19 protein-coding genes are annotated in these 21880 nt (G+C 63.6%); 8 read left to right on the forward strand and 11 right to left on the reverse strand.

What is annotated here, in order from left to right:
* Positions 1-121: 121 nt before the first annotated feature.
* The 3 genes from J3361_RS08740 to J3361_RS08750 are packed head-to-tail and all read right to left on the reverse strand — an operon-like array spanning position 122 to position 2263.
* Positions 122-712: a YggT family protein gene (locus tag J3361_RS08740; protein WP_072405911.1), complete on the reverse strand. Its 591-nt coding sequence runs from the start codon at positions 710-712 to the stop codon at positions 122-124.
* Between the two features lie 10 nt (positions 713-722).
* The gene (proC, locus tag J3361_RS08745) at positions 723-1541 is read right to left on the reverse strand and encodes a pyrroline-5-carboxylate reductase (protein WP_207963924.1); all 819 of its coding nucleotides are present in this window, start codon (positions 1539-1541) and stop codon (positions 723-725) included.
* Positions 1542-1576: 35 nt separating this feature from the next.
* On the reverse strand, positions 1577-2263 hold the full coding sequence (locus tag J3361_RS08750; RefSeq protein WP_207963925.1) for a YggS family pyridoxal phosphate-dependent enzyme: 687 nt from the start codon (positions 2261-2263) through the stop codon (positions 1577-1579).
* Between the two features lie 53 nt (positions 2264-2316).
* Here J3361_RS08750 and J3361_RS08755 point away from each other — a divergent pair, with 53 nt between their 5' ends.
* Positions 2317-3351 (forward strand): type IV pilus twitching motility protein PilT, encoded by a 1035-nt coding sequence (locus tag J3361_RS08755; protein ID WP_207963927.1) that lies wholly within the window; start codon positions 2317-2319, stop codon positions 3349-3351.
* A 175-nt stretch (positions 3352-3526) separates the two neighbouring features.
* On the opposite strand, the gene J3361_RS08760 is transcribed toward J3361_RS08755, so the two are convergent.
* On the reverse strand, positions 3527-4138 hold the full coding sequence (locus J3361_RS08760; RefSeq protein ID WP_186634081.1) for a C40 family peptidase: 612 nt from the start codon (positions 4136-4138) through the stop codon (positions 3527-3529).
* Between the two features lie 249 nt (positions 4139-4387).
* On the opposite strand from J3361_RS08760, the gene J3361_RS08765 reads away from it, so the two are divergent.
* Positions 4388-4816, forward strand: coding sequence for a TM2 domain-containing protein (locus tag J3361_RS08765; RefSeq protein ID WP_207963929.1), 429 nt, complete (start codon positions 4388-4390; stop codon positions 4814-4816).
* 130 nt (positions 4817-4946) lie between these two features.
* On the opposite strand, the gene J3361_RS08770 is transcribed toward J3361_RS08765, so the two are convergent.
* From J3361_RS08770 to gshB, 7 genes are all read right to left on the reverse strand, one after another.
* Positions 4947-6218 (reverse strand): dihydroorotase, encoded by a 1272-nt coding sequence (locus tag J3361_RS08770; RefSeq protein WP_207963930.1) that lies wholly within the window; start codon positions 6216-6218, stop codon positions 4947-4949.
* Positions 6215-7219: an aspartate carbamoyltransferase catalytic subunit gene (locus J3361_RS08775; RefSeq protein ID WP_003177495.1), complete on the reverse strand. Its 1005-nt coding sequence runs from the start codon at positions 7217-7219 to the stop codon at positions 6215-6217. The genes J3361_RS08770 and J3361_RS08775 overlap by 4 nt, the downstream gene beginning before the upstream one ends.
* Positions 7220-7243: 24 nt before the next feature.
* Complete coding sequence (gene pyrR / locus J3361_RS08780) at positions 7244-7750, reverse strand: bifunctional pyr operon transcriptional regulator/uracil phosphoribosyltransferase PyrR (RefSeq protein ID WP_207963932.1); 507 nt, start codon at positions 7748-7750, stop codon at positions 7244-7246.
* A gap of 85 nt (positions 7751-7835) precedes the next feature.
* The gene (gene ruvX, locus J3361_RS08785) at positions 7836-8273 is read right to left on the reverse strand and encodes a Holliday junction resolvase RuvX (RefSeq protein ID WP_003177497.1); all 438 of its coding nucleotides are present in this window, start codon (positions 8271-8273) and stop codon (positions 7836-7838) included.
* Positions 8273-8842, reverse strand: coding sequence for a YqgE/AlgH family protein (locus tag J3361_RS08790; RefSeq protein WP_207963934.1), 570 nt, complete (start codon positions 8840-8842; stop codon positions 8273-8275). Before J3361_RS08790 ends, ruvX begins: the two co-directional genes overlap by 1 nt.
* A gap of 249 nt (positions 8843-9091) precedes the next feature.
* On the reverse strand, positions 9092-9988 hold the full coding sequence (locus J3361_RS08795; protein ID WP_207963936.1) for an energy transducer TonB: 897 nt from the start codon (positions 9986-9988) through the stop codon (positions 9092-9094).
* 96 nt (positions 9989-10084) lie between these two features.
* Positions 10085-11056, reverse strand: a complete 972-nt coding sequence (gene gshB, locus J3361_RS08800) for a glutathione synthase (RefSeq protein ID WP_207963938.1) — start codon at positions 11054-11056, stop codon at positions 10085-10087.
* Positions 11057-11280: 224 nt separating this feature from the next.
* On the opposite strand from gshB, the gene J3361_RS08805 reads away from it, so the two are divergent.
* The 6 genes from J3361_RS08805 to J3361_RS08830 all read left to right on the forward strand — a co-directional run bounded on the left by J3361_RS08805 (position 11281) and on the right by J3361_RS08830 (position 21532).
* On the forward strand, positions 11281-11709 hold the full coding sequence (locus tag J3361_RS08805) for a response regulator (protein WP_207963940.1): 429 nt from the start codon (positions 11281-11283) through the stop codon (positions 11707-11709).
* A gap of 49 nt (positions 11710-11758) precedes the next feature.
* Positions 11759-12124 carry a twitching motility response regulator PilH gene (gene pilH / locus J3361_RS08810; protein WP_003206465.1) on the forward strand — a complete coding sequence of 122 codons (366 nt, stop codon included), beginning with the start codon at positions 11759-11761 and terminating at the stop codon, positions 12122-12124.
* A gap of 10 nt (positions 12125-12134) precedes the next feature.
* Complete coding sequence (locus tag J3361_RS08815; protein WP_207963941.1) at positions 12135-12674, forward strand: chemotaxis protein CheW; 540 nt, start codon at positions 12135-12137, stop codon at positions 12672-12674.
* 211 nt (positions 12675-12885) lie between these two features.
* The gene (locus J3361_RS08820) at positions 12886-14946 is read left to right on the forward strand and encodes a methyl-accepting chemotaxis protein (RefSeq protein WP_207963942.1); all 2061 of its coding nucleotides are present in this window, start codon (positions 12886-12888) and stop codon (positions 14944-14946) included.
* A gap of 186 nt (positions 14947-15132) precedes the next feature.
* A complete protein-coding gene (locus J3361_RS08825; RefSeq protein ID WP_207963943.1) occupies positions 15133-21078 on the forward strand; it encodes an Hpt domain-containing protein in 5946 nt (1981 codons plus the stop codon).
* The gene (locus tag J3361_RS08830; protein ID WP_207963944.1) at positions 21071-21532 is read left to right on the forward strand and encodes a chemotaxis protein CheW; all 462 of its coding nucleotides are present in this window, start codon (positions 21071-21073) and stop codon (positions 21530-21532) included. Before J3361_RS08825 ends, J3361_RS08830 begins: the two co-directional genes overlap by 8 nt.
* Positions 21533-21880 lie beyond the last annotated feature (348 nt).

A 21880-nucleotide genomic window follows, 5' to 3' on the forward strand; every position in this document is an offset into this window, starting at 1 on the left:
GCGAAGCGGCCCTGACAGCTACCTCCCGGGACTGTCTGGACGACGGTGGCGCCTGGTTTGGGGCTGCTTCGCAGCCCAGCGGGAGCAAGCTCCCTCGCCACAGGAAAAGCTGCAGCGTGCTTTAGATCAGCAACCGCAGGATCTCCGGCATCATGGTCATTGCCGCCAGGTTATTGATCACCAGCATGTCGATCAGCTTGAGCACCATGAACGCCAGGATCGGCGAGATGTCCAGGCCGCCGAGGTTCGGCACGATGCGGCGGAACGGTGCCAGGGCCGGCTCGCAGATCTGGTTCACCAGTTCGGCACCCGGGTTATGGCTGCCCGGCGCGACCCACGACAGGATTACGCTGATGATCATGGCGAAGAAGAAAATCTTCAGGAACAGCGCGGTCACGCCAATGATCGACCAGATCAGCAGTTGCAGCGGGTTGCCGGTGGTGCCGTAGGTCAGCAGCAGCGTCAGGGCCATCAGCGCCAGTTGCACGAGGATCGCCAGGACCAGCGACGACATGTCCAGGCCGAACAGGCTCGGGATGATCCGGCGCAGCGGCTTGAGCAGCGGCTGGGTGGCCTTGACGATGAACTGGCACAGCGGGTTGTAGAAGTTGGCGCGCACCAGTTGCAGCACGAAGCGCAGCAGCACGATCAGCAGGTACAGGCTGCCGAGAGTTTGCAGCACGTAGACCGCTGCAGTGTTCAATCCAATCATGAATGGCTCCTTATTGGCCCAGTTGTTCGGCCATTTCGGCCGAGCGGTGCGCGGCGGCGCCGAGTGCTTTTTCCACCAGGGCTTCGAAGCCCCCGGCCTGGAACGATTTGATGGCCGCTTCGGTGGTGCCGGCCGGCGAGGTCACGCGGCGGCGCAGTTCGGCTGCGTCGACGTCGCTGGACACCGCCATATGCGCGGCACCGAGGGCGGTCTGCAAGGTCAACTGGGCGGCGGTTTCCCGGCTCAGGCCAAGTTTTTCACCAGCGGCGGTCATGGCTTCGATCAGCAGGAAGAAGTACGCCGGGCCCGAGCCGGAGACGGCGGTGACGGCGTCCAGTTGCTGTTCGGTGTCCAGCCACAGGGCCAGGCCCACGGCCGACAGCAGCGTTTGTGCCTGCTGGCGTTGCTCGGCGCTCACCTGTCCGGTGGCGAACAGGCCGCTGACGCCCTGGCGCAGCAGCGCCGGGGTATTGGGCATGCAGCGTACGATCGGCTGCTCGCCGAGCCAGTTGTTCATGCTGGCGCAGGTGATGCCCGCTGCAATCGACACCACCAGTTGATGGGGCTTGAGGCTAGGGCGCAGGGCCTCGCAGACGGTTTTCATCGCTTGCGGCTTGACCGCCAGCACGATGACGTCCGCGCCGTCGATGGCCTGGGCGTTGTCGGCAAAGGTCTCGATGCCGTGCTCGGCGCTCACCCGGTTGCGGGTCTCTTCACCTGGATCGCTGGCGCGGATCAGCGCAGCGTCCAGACCCTTGGCCCGCAGGCCGCCGATCAGGCTGGCGGCCATGTTGCCGGCGCCGATGAAAGCAATACGCGTGTTGCTCATGACAGGTCCTTATAAAGAGATGAGTCGGCCATGGTTCAGGAGTGACCGTAGTCGCGGGCGCCAAACAGGGCAGTGCCGATGCGCACCCAGGTGGCGCCTTGGGCAATGGCCGACTCGAGGTCGTGGCTCATGCCCATGGAGAGTGTGTCCAGCGGCAGTGCCAGGCTGGCTTGCAGGTCTTGAACGGCGGCGAAGGCCGCATCCTGGGCGGTGCGGTCATCGGTGGGTTCGGGAATCGCCATCAGCCCGCGCAGCTTCAAGCGTGGCAAAGCACTGATGGCGTTGGCGAGGGCGGGCAAGTCCGCCGGGGTGCAGCCGGATTTGCTCGCTTCACCGCTGACATTGACCTGGATGCAGATGTTCAGCGGCGGCAATTCGGCCGGGCGCTGCTCGGACAGGCGCTGTGCAATTTTCAAGCGATCCACGGAATGCACCCAATCGAAGTGTTCGGCGATAGCACGCGTCTTGTTCGATTGAATGGGGCCGATGAAGTGCCAGATCAAGGGCAGGTCGGTCAATTCGACCTGTTTGCCCAAGGCCTCTTGCAGGTAGTTCTCGCCGAAGTCCCGCAGGCCGGCGGCATAGGCTTCACGCAGGGCCTGGGCGGGCTTGGTCTTGCTCACGGCCAGCAGTTGGACGCTGCCTTCGGCACGTTGGGCGGCCTGCTCCGCCGTGCGGATACGCGAACTAACCTGAGCAATGTTGTCTGCTATCGTGGACATAAAGAAGCGCCAGCGGTGAGGTTCGCGGCATTCTACTGGAATTGAGGAGCGCTATGGATATCACTGAACTGCTGGCGTTCAGCGCCAAACAGGGGGCGTCGGACCTGCACCTGTCCGCCGGGCTGCCGCCGATGATCCGCGTGGATGGTGACGTACGGCGGATCAACCTGCCGGCGCTGGACCACAAGCAGGTCCATGAATTGATCTACGACATCATGAACGACCGGCAACGGGTGGATTACGAAAAGTTTCTGGAGACCGACTTTTCCTTCGACGTGCCGGGCGTCGCGCGGTTTAGGGTCAATGCCTTCAACCAGAATCGCGGGGCGGGGGCGGTGTTCCGGACCATTCCGTCGAAAGTCCTGACCATGGAAGACCTGGGCATGGGCGAGGTGTTTCGCAAGATCACCGAGGCCCCTCGGGGGCTGGTGCTGGTGACCGGGCCGACCGGTTCGGGCAAGTCCACCACCCTGGCGGCGATGATCGATCACCTCAACAGCCACAAGCACCACCACATCCTCACCATCGAAGACCCTATCGAATTCGTTCACGAACCGCGCAAATGCCTGATCAACCAGCGCGAGGTGCACCGCGACACCCAAGGCTTCTCCACGGCCTTGCGTTCAGCCTTGCGGGAGGACCCGGACGTGATCCTGGTGGGCGAGATGCGCGACCTGGAAACCATCCGCCTGGCGCTGACCGCCGCTGAAACCGGGCACCTGGTGTTCGGCACCCTGCACACCACGTCGGCGGCCAAGACCATCGACCGGGTGGTGGATGTGTTCCCCGGCGACGAGAAGTCCATGGTTCGCTCGATGTTGTCGGAGTCGTTGCAAGCGGTGATTTCCCAGACGCTGATCAAGAAGATCGGCGGCGGTCGGATCGCCGCGCATGAAATCATGCTGGGGACCTCGGCCATCCGGAACCTGATCCGGGAAGATAAGGTGGCGCAGATGTACTCGTCCATCCAGACCGGCGGCTCGTTGGGGATGCAGACGCTGGATATGTGTTTGAAGGATCTGGTGAACAAGGGGCTGATCAGCCGCGAACATGCCCGGGAGCGGGCGCGTACGCCGGATAATTTCTAGGGCAGGAGGCAGTACCGCTTTTGTGGCGAGGGAGCTTGCTCCCGCTGGGGCGCGGAGCGGCCCTGAAGGCGGCTGCCTGGGACTGTCTGGGTGACGGTGGCGTCTGGTTTGGGGCTGCTTCGCAGCCCAGCGGGAGCAAGCTCCCTCGCCACAAGGGCCATGCGAGCTTTTCGGATCAGCGCTGAACCACGCGCATCGCCCCCGGTTCTTTCGGCAGCACTCGCTTGGCAACCACGTAATGGGTGTTCCAGTACGGCTTGTTCAGCGTGTCGATGGTCACCGACTTGCCACGGCGCGGGGCGTGGATGAAGCGGTCGTTGCCCAGGTAGATGGCCACGTGGTTGACGCGGCGGCTCTTGAGCTTGAAGAAAATCAGGTCGCCGGGCTTGAGGTCCTTGCGCTCGACTTTCTCGCCATGACCGGCAGCCATGGCGTTGGAGGTGCGCGGCAGGTCGAACGTGGCGTCGTTGAACGCGTATTTCACCAAGCCACTGCAATCGAAACCTTTACTTGGGCTGCTGCCGCCCCAACGATAAGGTGTGCCGAGGACATTCACGGCGCGGCTCAGCACGTTACTGGTCGTCTTGGTCGCCATGGGTGGTACCAGGCGACTGTGAGCGGTGCTCACGCGCTGAACGCTTTGCTTGTTCTTGCTCGAAGGAGCAGAAACATGGGATTTCGGGGTATAGCCGTTGACGTTGGGAAGACGTTGCTCACGATTGGTGGCGTGGGCTGCCAGGGGCAATAATAGGCAAATGGTTAGCCATGTCTTGAAAAATGGACGCATTAGGCAGGGCTCGTAAAGGTTAGCGCGCAACTTTATAACAGCTTTTTTTCCCTTTCCGAGGCCGTTTGTCGATTCGAAACCCAGCGTAAACCCCGCACAATTGCGGCAAATTGACCTGATTGTCCGACAGAACCCCCGTGTCGCGGGCGTTTGCGCGACTCGCGTCGCTCAGGACCGCTTGTCGGCGAGACACAAAAAAGTCACAAAAACTCCGAACAAATTTTTCTATCGAGGCAAAAGAGACCATTAATGAACACCTATCAGCAGGACGCAATCCGCGATACCCACAGCAAAGTCATCGGGTATCTGCTGTGGATTTTCGGTTTTACCGGCGCTCACCGTTTCTATTACGGCAAGCCGGTCACGGGCACGATCTGGTTTTTCACCTTCGGCCTGCTGGGCATCGGTTGGCTGATCGACCTGTTCCTGATCCCGGCCATGGACCGCGAAGCGGACCTGCGTTTCACCCCTGGGCCGATCGAGTACAGCGTAGCGTGGATTCTGCTGACGTTTCTCGGGGTGCTGGGCGTACATCGGATGTACCAGGGCAAGTGGCTCAGCGGGATCCTTTACCTGCTGACCGGTGGGGTGTTTTTCCTTGGGGTGCTGTATGACTTCTGGACGCTGAATGATCAGGTGTCGATTCGTAATGCGCAGAAGCGTGGGGCTTTTCACTAAGCCAGTCAGATCGAGTCGCCTGCATTCGCGAGCAGGCTCGCTCCCACAGTGGGCTTGAGGTGTTCACAAATGCTGTGTTCACAAAAAAACCTGTGGGAGCGAGCCTGCTCGCGAAACGGACAGCGCGGTATCAAGCCTGGTGAGTGATGCGCCCATCCATCAGCGTATAACGCACCACCCCCGGCAAGCTGTGTCCCAGGAACGGGCAGTTGTCACCCTTGGAGCGCCAGGCTTCGCCGGCCACGGTTGACGCGGCTGGGTCGAACAACACCAGGTCCGCTGCTGCGCCCACCGCGAGTTTCCCCGCCGGCAGTTGCAGTGCCTGGGCCGGGCCGGCGCTCAGGCGCGCCAGCAAGGTCGGCAAATCCAGCAAGCCGTCTTCCACCAGCGTCAGGGCCAGCGGCAGCAGCAGTTCGACGCTGCTGATGCCCGGCTCGGTGGCGCCGAACGGAGCCAGCTTGGCGTCGCGCTCGTGGGGTTGGTGATGGCTCGAGATGGCCGAGATCACGCCGGACTTCACGGCCTCGCGCAGGCCATCGCGGTCGGCGCGGGTGCGCAGCGGTGGCTGGACGTGATAGACGCTGTTGAAGTCGATCAGCGCTTCGTCGGTGAGGATCAACTGGTACAGCGCGACGTCGGCGGTCACCGGCAAGCCGCGGGCCTGGGCCTGGGCGATCAATGCGGCGCCGCGGGCACTGGTCAGTTGGCTGAAGTGGGCGCGCACGCCGCTTTGTTCCACCAACAGCAGGTCCCGGGCCAGGGCCACGGTCTCGGCGGTTTCCGGGATGCCCGGCAGGCCGAGGAAGCTGGCGGTCGGGCCTTCATGGGCCAGGCCACCTTCGGCCAGGTCGTGATCCTGGGAGTTGAAGATGACCGTCAGGCCGAAAGTCGCCGCGTATTCCAGGGCGCGGCACAGGGTACGGGTGTTGCGGAAACTGTTCAGGCCATTGCCGAACGCTACGCAACCGGCGTCACGCAGGGCGATGAGCTCGGCCAGTTGTTCGCCTTCCAGGCCTTTGCTCAGTGCGCCAATTGGGAAGACCTTGGTATTGCCGGCCTCGCGGGCGCGGTCGAGGATCAGTTCGGCCACGGCCGAGGTGTCCAGCACCGGTTTGGTCTGCGGCGGGCAGCACAGGCTGGTCACGCCACCGGCAGCGGCGGCGCGGGTTTCGCTGATGATGCTGCCTTTGCGGCTGTAGCCCGGTTCGCGCAGGGCGACGTTCAGGTCTACCAGGCCGGGGGCGGCCACCAGGCCTTGGGCGTCGAGGATTTCGACGGCGACGAAACCCGCTGGCGCGGCACCAAGGGCGACGATCTTGCAGGCATCGATATGAATGTCAGTCACTTGATCCAGGCGGCTGGCTGGATCGATCACGCGTGCGCCGAGAATGCTGAGCTTCACTGGGCGTTCTCCTGGTCGAATTGGCGCTGGGCCGTTTGCCCGCTCATGGCCATGGACAGCACGGCCATGCGGATGGCGATGCCGTAGGTCACCTGGTTGAGAATCACCGAGTGCGGCCCGTCGGCCACCGCCGACTCAATCTCCACGCCGCGGTTGATCGGCCCCGGGTGCATGACAATGGCATCCGGCTTGGCCCCGGCCAGGCGCGCCGTGGTCAGGCCGAACAGGCGGTAGAACTCGCCTTCGCTGGGCAGCAGGCCGCCGGTCATGCGCTCGCGTTGCAGGCGCAGCATGATCACCACGTCCACATCCTTGAGGCCTTCGGTCATGTCGGTGTAGACCTTCACGCCGTATTGCTCGACGCCGATGGGCAGCAACGTTTTCGGCGCAATCACGCGGATGTCCGGGCAACCGAGGGTCTTGAGGGCCAGCATGTTCGAACGGGCCACCCGCGAGTGCAGGATGTCGCCGACGATGGCCACCGACAGGTTCTCGAAGCTGCCCTTGTGCCGACGGATCGTCAGCATGTCGAGCATGCCCTGGGTCGGGTGGGCGTGACGGCCGTCGCCGCCGTTGATGATCGCCACTTGCGGGCACACGTGTTCAGCAATGAAGTGAGCTGCGCCGGAGTCGCCGTGGCGCACGACGAACATGTCGGCGGCCATGGCTTCGAGGTTGCGCAGGGTGTCGAGCAGGGTTTCACCCTTGCTCGCCGAGGACGTGGACACGTTGAGGGTGATCACGTCCGCCGACAGCCGCTGGGCCGCCAGTTCGAAGGTAGTGCGGGTGCGGGTGGAGTTTTCGAAGAACACGTTGCACACGGTTTTGCCGCGCAGCAACGGGACTTTCTTGACCGCCCGGGCGCCGACTTCGAGGAACGAGTCGGCAGTGTCGAGGATTTCCGTCAGCAGCTCGCGGCGCAGGCCGTCGAGGGACAGGAAGTGCCGCAGCTGGCCCTGATCGTTGAGCTGCAGCGGGCGCTTGGTTTCGAGAGGCGTCATCGCGATGGACTCTTACAAGGGCAGTTAAAGGGCAAGGTCTTGCAGTTCGAGTTGCAGCGGCGACGGCCCGGAGAGCTTGACCCGCTCGTGGGCGGCCAGCGTCAGCGTCGCGCCGACCACGTTCGGCCGGATCGGCAGCTCGGCGGCATCCAGATCCAGCAGGCACACCAGCGTCACGCTGGCCGGGCGGCCGTAGTCGAACAGTTCGTTCATGGCGGCGCGGATGGTCCGGCCGCTCATCAGCACGTCGTCGATCAGCACCAAGTGCTGGCCTTCGATCTCGAACGGCAGCGCCGAAGGGCGGACTTGCGGGTGCAGGCCGTTCTGGCTGAAGTCGTCGCGGTAGAAGGACACGTCCAGGGTGCCCAGCGGCGATTGGCTGCCCAGTTCATCGAGCAAGGTCTGGGCGACCCAGACGCCACCGGTGCGAATACCGATGTAGCGCGGCTCGCTGATGCCGCGGTGTTCCAGGTGTGCTTTGAGACGAATCGCCATCTGGCTGATCAGTTCGGCAGGATTGGGCAGGCTCATGCTGGCTCCTTCAGGTTCCCGGGCCGATGGTGAGTGGCGCGGTTTGTCGCTAAAAGAAAGCGCCTTGGCGGCGCTTTGTAAAAAATCAGGTTTCGAACAGGGCGGCGTTGGCGTCGAGCCAGCCTTGCAGCAGCAGGGCGGCGGCGATGGCGTCCACCGGGTTGTCGCGGTAACTGCCTTTCTGCCCTCCGCGCACCAGGCGCTCGCCCTTGGCCTCGAAAGTGGTCAGGCGCTCGTCATGGGTATAGAAGGGCAGGTTGTAGCGGCCGTTGAGCCGACGGGCGAATTTTTCCGCGCGCAGGCACATGTCGCTGGGGGTGCCGTCCATGTTCAGGGGCAGGCCGACCACCACGGCATCGGGTTTCCATTCCTTGATCAGCGCTTCGACCTGGTTCCAGTCCGGCACGCCATTCTGCGCCTTCAAGGTGCACAACTCGCGGGCCTGGCCGGTAATGACCTGGCCGACCGCTACGCCGATCTGTTTGGTGCCGTAATCGAAGCCCAGCAGCAAGCGCAGGGCCATCAGGCGTGTCCTGCCTGGCTGGTGAGCAGGCTGAGGTTGACTCCCAACCGGCTGGCCGCCGCTTCCAGGCGCAGTTCGCTGCTGGTATTGAACAGGATGTCGGCGTCGAACGGGCAGGTCAGCCAGGCGTTATCCGCCAGTTCGGCTTCCAGTTGCCCGGGCTCCCAGCCGGCATAGCCGAGGGCGATCAGGCTTTTCGCCGGGCCGACGCCATCGGCGATGGCGAACAGCACGTCCTGGGAGGTGGACAGCGATAAACCGTCCAGGTCCACCGTGGCCTGGAATTTGGGGCCCGACGGATGGAGCACGAAACCGCGATCGGTCTGCACTGGGCCACCAATGAAAATCGGCACATGCTGGCACAGGAGTGGCGGTTCCACCTCGGGGCGCAACTGCTCAAGGATGTCCGCCAGGTTCAGCTCCTGCGGCCGATTGATCACCAGCCCCATGGCCCCATTGGCCGTGTGCTCGACGATGTAGGTCAAGGTGTGGGCAAAGTTCGGATCGGCCATGTGCGGCATGGCAATCAGGAAGTGGTGCTTGAGGTAGGTGGGGCTGACGTTTTTCATAGGCGCTAGTGTGGCGGCGTGGGGGCGAACTGACAAGCTGGGGATGTGCAGGAAATGCCTCGATCTGGAAGGAGACACCAGTCAAATGTGGGAGCGGGCTGAGTGGGAGCAAAGCTTGCTCGCGATCCAGGCGCTGCGGTCCTCAAGAGACCGCGGCGTTTTCATCGCGGGCAAGCCTTGCTCCCACACAGCAGGTTCCCACATGGGATCTGCGGCGGGCCCAGGCTCCATGTCTACCCTTGATGTGGCTCAGTTACTGGAAAGCCGATCACCCCGAGCGAACTTCCAGGTGCGGATGATTTCCAGTCGGTCGATGTCCGACAGGTCCCCGGTAAACGGTGCGAACGGTGCGGCCAGGCGCACGATCCGCTGGGCCGCCTGGTCCAGCAGCGGCTGGCCGGAGGATTCGAGCACCAGCACTTCATACAACGAGCCGTCACGGTTGATCGAGACCATGAGCCGCAGGTTGCCGTAGATCTGCTTGCGCCGCGCTTCGTCGGGGTAGTTGAGGTTGCCGATGCGCTCGACCTTCTTTCGCCACTCGTCCTTGTACCAGGCGCCCTTGTCGCGCATGGTCGAGGCGGCGCTCAGGCGGTGGATGCGCGGTCGCTTGGCGTAGAGCTGTTGCTCCTGGGCCAGTTCGGCTTCCAGGCTGGCGATATCGCTGGACAGCTGGGAGCTGTCGAAGGTGGGCACGGGGGCCTTGGGCTTGGGATCCGGCTTGACCTCTTCCTTGACCGGGGCTTTTTTCGGCTTCGGCGCCACGGTGGTCACGGCGGCCTTGGGCGCCGTCTCCTGCACTTCGGGCTTGGCGGCGGGCGGCGGGGTGACTGTTTGCACCTTGGTGTCCTGGAACGGCGCGATCTCGGTGGTCTTGGGGGTCGCCTTTTTTTCCAGGGTGCCGCTGCCTTGCTGGTTTTCCTGGGCGAGGAAGTCGGCCTTCTCAGGCTTGGCCTCGCTCTTGAAGGTGGCCAGGGTAATTTCCAGGGTCTGGCTGATCTGCTTGGGCTCGACCGTGGCAAATCCGACGCCCAACAGCAAGGCCAGGTGGATCAATGCCGCCAGGAACAGGGTAAAACCGAGGCGATCAGCCGGGCGCACGCCACGATGGGCGAGCTCTTGGGGCAGATCGGACGGGTGTGTCATGTCAAAAAAACCAACATCGCGGGTTTCACAGGCCGGGCATGATAACGCAATGTTGGTTTTTAGCTTCAAGCCTCAAGCTGCAAGCGACAAGCTGCATCAAACTTGCCGCTTGAAGCTTGCCGCTTGCAGCTTTTTGTCAATGGCCTCCATCAACATGCCGCCGATGTCCGTGCCAAAGGCGTTGTCGATCTCGCGGATGCAGGTCGGGCTGGTGACGTTGATTTCCGTCAGGTGCTCGCCGATCACGTCCAGGCCCACGAACAACAGGCCTTTTTCGCGCAGGGTCGGGCCGACCTGGGCGGCGATCCAGCGATCCTTCTCGGTCAGCGGTCGCGCCTCGCCACGGCCACCGGCCGCCAGGTTGCCGCGGGTTTCGCCGGCTGCCGGAATGCGCGCCAAGCAATAGTCCACCGGTTCGCCGTCAATCATCAGGATGCGCTTGTCGCCATCGATGATGGCCGGCAGGTAGCCTTGGATCATGATCTGTTGCTGGCCGTGCAAGGTCAGGGTTTCCAGGATCACCGACAGGTTCGGGTGGCCAGCGGTGTGCCGGAAGATCGAGGAGCCGCCCATGCCGTCCAGGGGCTTGAGGATTACGTCGCCGTGATGGTCGGCAAATGCGCGCAACACGTCCGGGCGACGGCTGACGATGGTCGGCGGCGTGCATTGCGGGAACAGCGTGGCGAACAGCTTTTCGTTGCAGTCCCGCAGGCTCTGGGGCTTGTTGACCACCAGCACGCCGGCGTTTTCAGCTTGTTCCAGCAAGTAGGTGGAGTACACGAACTCCATGTCGAACGGCGGATCCTTGCGCATCAGGATCACGTCCAGGTCGCTGAGCAGCGCATCGCTTTCATCGCCCAGCTCGAACCATTTTTCAGGGTTGGCGAAGACCTTTAGCGGCTTCATCCGCGCCCGTGCCTGGCCTTCGGCCTGGTAGAGGTCGCGCTGCTCCATGTAGAACAGATCCCAGCCGCGCTTCTGAGCGGCCAGCAGCATGGCCAGCGAGCTATCCTTTTTATAGGAAATGCTGGCGATAGGGTCCATGACAATGCCGACGCGTACGCTCATGGCTTGGTTCCTCGAAATATGATGGGCACATAATGGCGTGAAAAAGTGGCGTCAGAGTGGCGCCCGGAAGATTGGCGGTCAAGGAAAAACCACCGCGCCGAGCGGCCGATAGATCGGCGATGGAGACTGTGCTAAAAAGGCTGCCATGTGACGTGCGGGCCTTGAACATCAAGGGTTTGCGCTGTCGATCACACTTATGCGTTAAAAATCGGTCCGCAGTGGCAATGGCAGAGCATCTCACGCAGCAGCAACCCAGCGCCTTGAAGGTCATGGTCATCGACGACTCGAAGACCATCCGCCGCACCGCCGAAACCTTGCTGCGCAACGTGGGCTGCGAGGTGATCACGGCCATCGACGGTTTCGATGCCCTGGCCAAGATTGCCGATCATCATCCGGGCATCATTTTTGTCGACATCATGATGCCGCGCCTCGATGGCTACCAGACCTGTGCCCTGATCAAGAACAACAGTTCGTTCAAGGCCACACCGGTGATCATGCTGTCGTCCCGGGATGGGTTGTTCGACAAGGCCAAGGGGCGCATCGTCGGTTCCGATCAGTTTTTGACCAAGCCGTTCAGCAAGGAAGAACTGCTGGGGGCGATACAGGCCCATGTCCCGGGCTTTGCCGCTGTCCAGCCGCACCAGGCACATTAATGACACTCGGCCAACGGGCCTGGGGTCGACAAGAAAAATGGGGAACACCATGGCACGAGTTCTGATCGTCGATGATTCGCCGACTGAAATGTACAAACTGACCGGCATGCTGGAAAAGCACGGCCACCAGGTCCTGAAGGCCGAGAATGGCGCCGATGGCGTGGCCCTGGCCCGCCAGGAAAAACCCGATGCGGTGCTGATGGACATCGTCATGCCCGGCCTCAACGGTTTCCAGGCCACGCGCCAGTTGACCAAGGACCCGGACACCGGCCACATCCCTGTGATCATCATCACCACCAAGGACCAGGACACCGACAAGGTCTGGGGGACGCGCCAGGGCGCGAAGGACTACCTGACCAAGCCGGTGGACGAAGAAACCCTGATCGCGACCCTGAACAAAGTATTGGCGGGTTGACGGCGCGGCCATGAGCCAGTCCCTGACGGCCTTCGAACTGCTGTTGCAGATAGACCGGCGTTGCCGGCTGCTGGGGGCGGACCTGCCCTCCCAGCCGACCCACCGCGCCGGCTGGAGCGGCATCGGTTTTCGCCTGGGCGAGCACTGGTACGTAGCGCCGATGGGCGAAGTCAGCGAAGTGCTGCACGAGCCCCGTCACACGCCTTTGCCCGGGGTCAAGCCGTGGGTGCGTGGCGTGGCTAACCTGCGCGGACGCTTGTTGCCGTTGATGGACTTGTGCGGGTTCTTCGGCCATGAACTGTCGACCGTACGCAAGCAGCGGCGCGTGCTGGTGGTGGACCACGATGAGGTGTTCGCTGGGTTGCTGGTGGACGAGGTTCTCGGGCTGCAGCACTTTGCCCAGGACAGCTTGGAACCGACGCTGGTGGACGACCTTCACGGCCCGGAAGCGGCCTTCGTCAAGGGCCGGTTCGGCGGCGAGCGCGAGTGGCAAGTGTTCAGCCCGTTTGCCCTGGCGCGGTCGCCGGGGTTCATGGATGTGGCGATTTAACGAGATGCAACACAGCCCCCATGTGGGAGCGAGCCAGTGGGAGCAAAGCTTGCTCGCGATGGCGGTGCCTCGGTTGGCGAGAAAACTGTGTCGTTCTCATCGCGGGCAAGCCTTGCTCCCACAGAGCCGCACTGGTTGAGCAGGCTGCACGACAAAGGCTTGCTTACAGTTAATAGCAGTAAGTTGGATTGGGCAGTACAGGCGAAAATCGATGATCAAAGCAAAAACAGGCAAGCCACTGGAAGCGTCGCGCAGTCGTTCGCAGATCATCGTGCTGTTCGTCGCGCTGATCGTCTTCATCATGCTGCTGTTCGCCAACTTCGCTTACCTCAACACTCAATCCACCTACGACAAACAGTACATCGGCCATGCCGGCGAGCTGCGGGTGCTGTCCCAGCGCATCGCCAAGAACGCCACCGAGGCCGCCGCCGGCAAACCTGCAGCGTTCAAGCTGCTGAGCGATGCGCGCAATGACTTCGCCCAGCGCTGGGGTTACCTGAAGCAGGGCGATCCGGTGACCGGCCTGCCGCCTGCGCCCGCCACCCTGCGTCCGCAGATGCGCGCCGTGCAGCTGGATTGGGAGCGCCTGCTCAAGAACACCGATGCCATCCTCTCCAGCGAGCAGACCGTGCTGTCGCTGCATCAGGTGGCAGCCACCCTGGCTGAAACCGTGCCGCAGTTGCAGGTCGAGTACGAAAAAGTCGTCGAGATCCTGCTGCAACGTGGCGCGCCGGCTGCCCAGGTGGCGATGGCCCAGCGCCAGTCGCTGCTGGCCGAACGGATTCTCGGCGCGGTGAATACCGTGCTGGCGGGGGACGAAAATGCCAGCCAGGCGGCCGACACCTTTGGTCGCGACGCAGCGCGTTTTGGCCAGGTGCTCAATGGCATGTTGCAAGGCGATCCGGCCTTGAAGATCTCCCAGGTCCAGGACCGCGATGCCCGGGCACGGCTGAGTGAAATCAGCGAGCTGTTCGAGTTTGTCTCCGGCTCGGTGGATGAAATCCTCGAGACCTCGCCGGAGCTGTTCAAGGTCCGCGAGTCGGCCGGCAACATCTTCAACCTGTCGCAGACCCTGCTCGACGAGGCTTCGCACCTGGCCACGGCCTTCGAAAACCTGGCCGGCGGGCGCTCCGTCAACACCATTGGCGGTTATGTGCTGGGGCTGATGGCGCTGATGTCGATCATCCTGATCGGGCTGGTGATGGTCCGCGAGACCAACCGCCAGCTCCACGAAACCGCGGAAAAGAACGAGCGCAACCAGAACGCGATCATGCGGCTGCTGGATGAAATCGAAGACCTGGCTGATGGCGATCTGACCGTCACCGCTTCGGTCACCGAAGACTTCACCGGCACCATCGCCGACTCCATCAACTACTCGGTGGACCAACTGCGCGACCTGGTGGCGACCATCAACCTCACCGCCGGCCAGGTTGCCGCCGCCGTGCAGGAAACCCAGGCCACGGCGATGCACCTGGCCCAGGCTTCCGAACACCAGGCCCAGCAAATTTCCGAAGCATCGACTTCAATTAATGAAATGGCCCAGTCCATCGACCAGGTGTCGGCCAATGCCGCCGAATCGTCGGCGGTGGCCGAGCGTTCGGTGGAAATCGCCAACAAGGGCAACGAGGTGGTGCACAACACCATTCATGGCATGGACAACATTCGCGAACAGATCCAGGACACCGCCAAGCGCATCAAGCGCTTGGGGGAGTCGTCCCAGGAAATCGGCGACATTGTCAGCCTGATCGACGACATCGCCGACCAGACCAACATCCTCGCCCTCAACGCCGCCATCCAGGCGTCCATGGCCGGCGATGCCGGGCGCGGGTTCGCGGTGGTGGCCGATGAAGTGCAGCGCCTGGCCGAGCGTTCTTCGGCGGCGACCCGGCAAATCGAGACCCTGGTGCGGGCGATCCAGGCCGACACCAACGAAGCGGTGATCTCCATGGAGCAGACCACCACCGAAGTGGTGCGCGGTGCACGACTGGCCCAGGATGCCGGCGTCGCCCTGGAAGAAATCGAAGGCGTGTCCAAGACCCTGGCGGCGCTGATCCAGAGCATTTCCAACGCGGCACAGCAACAGACCACTTCGGCGGGGCAGATTTCCTTGACCATGAACGTGATCCAGCAGATCACCACGCAGACCTCGTCCGGTTCCACCGCCACCGCTGAAAGCATCGGCAACCTGGCGAAAATGGCCAGTCAGCTGCGTCGTTCGGTGTCGGGGTTTACCTTGCCGGCGGCAGCGGCTGACGATGAGGAAAAAGCGTGACCAACCGGATTCATCCGTTGGAAAAGACTTTTTGTGGCGAGGAGGTTTCTGTGGGAGCAAGGCTTGCCCGCGATGAAGATAACGCGGTATTTCGGGGACCGAGGTGTTTGCATCGCGAGCAAGCTTTGCTCCCACGGGTAAATCTCTTCCCCGCAGGCGTGTTGTGTTCTCCTGATTGGAGTGGTTATGGGTGATCGGCACGACTACGTGGCCCTGGAATGGGTCAAGGGCGAGATTGCCGAAACGCTGAAGCAGGCTCATCTGGCCCTCAACCGTCTGGTGGACGACCCGCAGGCGTCGGATGCTCTCGGGCAGTGCCTGGCCTGCATTCACCAAGTCCACGGTGGCCTGCAGATGGTCGAGTTCTACGGTGCGGCGCTGCTGGCCGAGGAGATGGAGCAGCTGTGCGCCGCCCTCGAGGGCAACCGCGTCACCCATCGCGACGAAGCCATCAGCCTGTTGAGCCAGGCCCTGGGGCAGTTGCCGATCTACCTTGACCGCGTACAAGGTGCCCGCCGCGACCTGCCGTTGGTGGTACTGCCCCTGATCAACGACCTGCGCAGTGCCCGGGGCGAGAGCCTGTTGTCGGAAACCAGCCTGTTCAGTCCCGAGTTGCCCGACATTGCGCCGCTTGGCGACGAGGCCTTGCAGCGCCTCGAACCCGCTGACCTGCCAAACACCTTGCGCAAATGGCGCCAGACCCTGCAAATGGCCCTGGTGGGCCTGCTGCGCGAACAGGATGATGCGACCCACCTCGGTTATCTGGCCAAGGTCTTCCAGCGCCTGGAAACCTTGTGCGCCGGGGCGCCGCTCAATGCGTTATGGCAGGTGGCCTCGGCGCTGGTCGAAGGCATGCGTGACGGGCGCATCGCCAACAGCCCAGCGCTGCGCAGCCTGTTCAAGGAAGCCGACAAGGAACTCAAGCGCCTGCTGGACCAAGGCATGCCCGGCATCAATCAGCCGGCACCGCCCCACCTGCTCAAGAGCTTGTTGTTCTATATTGCCAAGGCCGAACATCCCAGCGGGCAGATGCAGATCATGAAAGAACGCTACTCACTGGACGACGCGCTGCCCGACAGCGCCATGGTCGACGAAGAACGCGCGCGCCTGGCCGGGCCCGACCGCGATGCCATGCGCTCGGTGCTCGCCGCGCTGTGCGAGGAGTTGGTGCGGGTCAAGGAACGCCTGGACCTGTTCGTGCGCAGCGACCGCCAGCACGCCACGGAACTGGACAGCCTGCTGGCGCCGCTGCGGCAGATCGCCGACACCCTGGCGGTGCTGGGCTTCGGCCAGCCGCGCAAGGTCATCATCGATCAACTGGCGGTGGTCCTGAGCCTTGCCCAAGGCCAGCGCGAGCCGGATGACGCGACCCTCATGGATGTCGCCGGGGCTTTGCTCTACGTCGAGGCGACCCTGGCCGGCATGGTCGGCACCGTCGAGCCCGAGCGCCGCGAAGACACCCACCTGCCCACCACCGACCTGACCCAGATCCACCAGATCGTCATCAAGGAAGCCCACACCTGCCTGCAACAGGCCAAGGACATGATCGTCGACTACATCGACGCGGACTGGAACAGCGAGCAACTTCAGCCCTTGCCGGCACTGCTGACCCAGGTGCGCGGCGCGCTGGCGATGATCCCCCTGGGCCGCGCCGCCAGCCTGGTGGAGGCCTGCAACGCGTTCATCCGTGACCATCTGCTGCTGGAGCAGGCCCAGCCGGGCTGGGAAGAACTCGACCACCTGGCCGACGTGATCACCGGCCTCGAATACTACCTGGAGCGCTTGAGCGAGGACCCGGAAACCCCCGGCGAGCCGTTGCTCGATGGGGTCGAGCGGAGCCTGGCTGCGCTCGGTTATTTCCCTGACGAAGCGCGGGTGCCGGTGCTCGACGATGTGCTGAGCCCCAACGAAGCCCAAGTCATGCAGGACTTGCAGGAACTGGACGACCCGCAGACGGCGCAGTCCTTGGCCGCGGTGTTGGCCAGCCCGGTCTCGGCGGTCAATCCGCCGGCCAGGAGCACCCCGGGCAGCCTGTTGCCGCCACCACTGGACGAAAGCCCGGTGGACGACGAGTTACGTGAGGTTTTCCTTGAGGAAACCGCCGAGGTGCTAGACATCCTGCGTGAATATTTGCCGCGTTGGAGCACCCATCTCGACGACCACGGCGCCCTGGGCGAACTGCGCCGGGCCTTCCATACCCTCAAGGGCAGCGGCCGGATGGTGCGGGCGCTGGTGCTGGGCGAGCTGGCCTGGGCCGTGGAGAACCTGCTCAACCGGGTGCTGGAGCGCAGCGTCGAGCCGGGGGCGCCGGTCCGTCAGCTGATCGAAGATACCGTGCAGTTGTTGCCGGACCTGGTGGCCGAATTCGCCGCCAATCGCCAGCGCCAGCGTGACGACGTCGACCGCTTGGCCGCCCGTGCCCATGTCCTGGCCAAGGGCGGCGATGAAGACGATGAGGACGAGGACGAGGACGAGCAGGACGTAGCCGCCCTCGATCCGCTGCTGTTGAAGATCTTCGACAACGAAGCCCAGGGTCACCTCGCCAGCCTCAACCGTTTTCTCGACCAGGCGGCCGACCACCTGCCGTTGCAGGCCAGCGATGAACTGCAGCGGGCCTTGCACACCCTCAAGGGCAGCGCGTCCATGGCCGGTGTGCAGCCCATCGCCGAGCTAGCCGGTGCGATGGATGAGTTGGCCCGGGAATACCGGGCGCACCTGATCGCCCTTGACCTGGATGAGGTGGAATTGCTGCTGGAGGCCGAGGGATTGCTGCGCCTCGGCCTGCGCCGGTTGCACAGCGAGCCGCTGACGCCGATTCCCGGCGCCGAGGCGCTGATCCAGCGCGCCCAGGCCCTGCTGGCCGAGCGCCTGCGCGCCGCCAACAGTGCGCCGGGCAAAGCCCTGAGGACTAAGCGCGATCCACAATTGATCAACAATTTCCTTGCCCAGGGCATGGACATCCTGCTGGACGCCGAGAGCCTCTTGCAGCGCTGGCAGCAGCACCCTGGCGAAGGCCAGGAATTGAGTGCGCTGCTGGATGAACTGACTACCCTCGGCGAAGGCGCGCACCTGGCCGACCTGCACCCGGTGGACGAACTTTGCGAAGCCCTGTTGGACCTCTATGGCGCGGTGGAAGAAAGCAGCCTGGCGGTCAGCGATGAATTTTTCCAGGAGGCCCAACGCGCCCATGAAGCGCTGATCGACATGCTCGACGAACTCGCGGCCGGGCAGCACGTGCGTTCGCAACCCGAGCGGGTCCAGGCCCTGCGTCGCTTGCTTCAGGAGAGCCTCGACCCCTCGGCCACCGGCCTGATCCGCAGCGACGGCAGCCGCACCTTGAGCATTCGCGAACTGGGTCACGCGACGGCGGAAATGGAACGTGACGCGCCCGCCGAAACCTCAATGGAAGATGACCTCGCGTCGATTTTCCTCGAAGAGGCCCAGGACATTCTCGAAAGCGCCGCCCAGGCCTTGCAACGCTGGCTGGCCGATCCGGACAATGGCGCGCCGTTGTCCTCGCTGCAACGTGACTTGCACACCCTCAAGGGTGGCGCGCGGATGGCCGACATCCGGCCGGTGAGCGATCTGGCCCAGGAGCTGGAAAACCTTTACGAAGGGCTGGTGGACCGGCGCTACAGCTACAGCGAGGAACTGGCGCAGTTGCTCGATAACAGCCATGAACGCCTCGACCTGTTGCTTGGGCAGTTGCAACAGGGCCAGCCGTTGGGCGATCCCGTTGCGCTGATCGACGCCATCCGCAGGTTCCGCCAGGACAAGCCGAACGCCATCGAGACGAGCGCCGCGGCCCAGGCCGACGGCACCGGCCATGATCCCGAGTTGCTGGAAATCTTCCTTGAAGAAGGCTTCGACATTCTCGACAGCTCAGGGGCGGCGCTGCTGCGCTGGCAGGAAGAACCGTCGAATCGCCAGGCCGTGGAAACCCTGCTGCGGGATTTGCACACCCTCAAGGGCGGCGCGCGGATGGTGGAAATCGGCCCCATCGGCGACCTCGCCCATGAGTTGGAAAACCTCTACGAAGGCCTGTCGGCGGGCCTGCTCCAGCCGAGCCCGGCGCTGTTCGCCTTGTTGCAAAGCAGCCATGACCGACTGGCGCAGATGCTCGATGCGGTGCGCGCCGGTCACCCGTGCCCACTGGCCGACCGGCTGATCGCGCAGATCCAGGCGGTGAATCATCCCCAGGAAAGCGCGGCGCCACAGGCTGTTTCGACACCGGAGCCGATCCCCACCGCTAGCGTAAGTCTTCCCACGGCGCCGGCAAGACCGGACCCTGGCACAGCGGGCGACGGTGCGGACATGGTCAAGGTCTCCGCCGAACTGCTCGACGACCTGGTGAACCTGGCGGGCGAAACGTCGATTTTCCGTGGGCGCATCGAACAGCAAGTCAACGACGCGCGCGTGGCCCTGGGCGAAATGGAAACCACCATCGAGCGCATGCGCGATCAGTTGCGGCGCCTGGACACCGAGACCCAGGGGCGGATTCTCAGCCGTCAGCAGGTCGAGGCCGAGCGCCTGGGCTACGAAGAGTTCGACCCACTGGAAATGGACCGGCATTCCCAGTTGCAGCAATTGTCCCGGGCGCTGTTCGAGTCCGCGTCGGACTTGCTCGAACTCAAGGAAACCCTGGATCGCAGCAACCACGACGCCGAAGTCCTGTTGCAACAGCAGGGGCGGATCAACACCGAGCTCCAGGAAGGCCTGATGCGCACGCGCATGGTGCCGTTCGAGCGCATGCTGCCGCGGCTCAAACGCATCGTCCGGCAAGTGGCGCAGGAGCTGGGCAAGGACGTGGAATTCCTGGTCGGCAACGCCGACGGCGAGATGGACCGTAACGTGCTGGAGCGCATGGCTGCACCTCTTGAACACATGCTGCGCAACGCCGTCGACCACGGCCTGGAGCCGGCCGACGTGCGCATTGCCGCCGGCAAACCGGCACGAGGTCGCATCAGCCTCGACCTGTCCAGGGAAGGCGGCGACATCATTTTCGACATCCGCGACGACGGCGCCGGCGTGCCGCTGGAGGCGGTGCGGAACAAGGCGATCAAGCGTGGCTTGTTGGCGCCGGACAGCGACATCAGTGACCGCGACGTGCTGCAGTTCATCCTGCAACCGGGCTTTTCCACGGCCGAGAAAATCACCCAGATCTCCGGGCGTGGCGTGGGCATGGACGTGGTCCACGAAGAGGTGCGGCAACTGGGCGGCAGCATGACGATTGATTCCACGCCGGGGCAGGGCGTGCATTTCCGCATTCGCCTGCCGTTTACCGTGGCGGTGAACCGGGCGTTGATGGTGCATTGTCACGACGACCAGTACGCGATCCCGCTGAACGCCATCGACAGCATGGTCCGGGTGCTGCCCGCTGAACTGGACGGCTATTACCAGCTCGATCCGCCGACCTACACCTACGCCGGACAACGCTATGAGCTGTGCTATCTGGGCGAGTTGCTGAAAACCGGCGGCCGCCCGAAATTGCTGGGCCAGAGCCAACCTTTGCCGGTGCTGCTGGTGCAATGCAACGAGCGGCATGTCGCCGTGCAGGTGGACGCCATCGCCGGGACCCGGGAGATCGTGGTCAAGAGCCTGGGGCCGCAATTCGCGGCGGTGCAGGGCTTGTCCGGGGCGACGATCCTGGGGGATGGCCGGGTGGTGTTGATCCTCGACCTGCTGGCGCCGATCCGCGCCTTGCCCCACCAGGTCCCGCGCCGGCCGATGCCGGCCGAAGGCGAGGGCGAACCGCAACGGCCACTGCTGGTGCTGGTGGTGGATGACTCGGTGACGGTGCGCAAGGTCACCAGCCGCCTGCTGGAACGCCACGGCATGCACGTCCTGACCGCCAAGGACGGCGTGGATGCCATGGCGCTACTGGCCGAACACGCGCCCGACCTGATGCTGCTGGACATCGAAATGCCGCGCATGGATGGTTTCGAAGTGGCCACCCAAGTGCGCAACGACCCGCGCCTGGCGCACCTGCCGATCATCATGATTACCTCCCGTACCGGCCAGAAGCACCGCGACCGTGCCATGGCCATTGGCGTCAACGACTACCTGGGCAAGCCGTACCAGGAATCGGTGCTGCTTGACAGCATCGCGTACTGGAGCAAAACCCATGCATGAACATCGCACCAGCCACCTCACCGGATTGTTGCTGCCCCTGGCCGACCGGCACTTGATCCTGCCCAACGTGGCGGTGGCCGAACTGATCGACTACCAAAGCAGCGCCTTCGATCTGGACACCCCGCCGTGGTTCCTGGGCTGGGTGAGTTGGCGCGAGCGGCAGATTCCGCTGTTGAGCTTCGAGTCGGCCTGCGGCCAGAAAACCGTGATGGGCGAGCGTGTGCGCATCGTCGTGCTCAACGCCCTGGGCGGCCGGCCGGAGCTGCGCTTCATCGCCCTGCTGGTGCAAGGCATTCCCCGTTCCTGCAAGCTCGATAGCCAGTTGAGCTACGTCGATGTGCCGCTGTGCGGGCTGGAGCAGGCGGCGGTGCAGGTGGGGGAGCATGTGGCGAAAGTACCGGATCTGATGGCGTTGGAGGAGTTGGTGATGGCGGCGGGATTGGTCGGCAACTGAGCCCAAACGGTGGGAGCGAGCTTGCTCGCGATGGCACAGTGTCATGCAACAACACTGTTGACTGACCCACCGCTATCGCGAGCAAGCTCGCTCCCACAGGGTAGGCCCTCATCCGGATGTCGCAACCGTGGCGAGGGAGCTTGCTCCCGCTGGGTCGCGAAGCGGCCCCAAAAGCGACGACGGCTGCGCAGTCGAGCGGGAGCAAGCCCCCTCGCCACAAAAACAGGGTCCGCCGCCGCGGCAGCAACCAGTACTCCCCCCCCAACCATCCCCCGCCCCGCCTGGTTGTTGCCCACGCCCCACCACTCCTCAGGCTGTCCCTTATACACACCTTACCCCGCCCCCCCC

Origin of the sequence: Pseudomonas sp. OA65 (assembly GCF_017498305.1) — a bacterium.
GTDB lineage: Bacteria > Pseudomonadota > Gammaproteobacteria > Pseudomonadales > Pseudomonadaceae > Aquipseudomonas > Aquipseudomonas zanjanensis.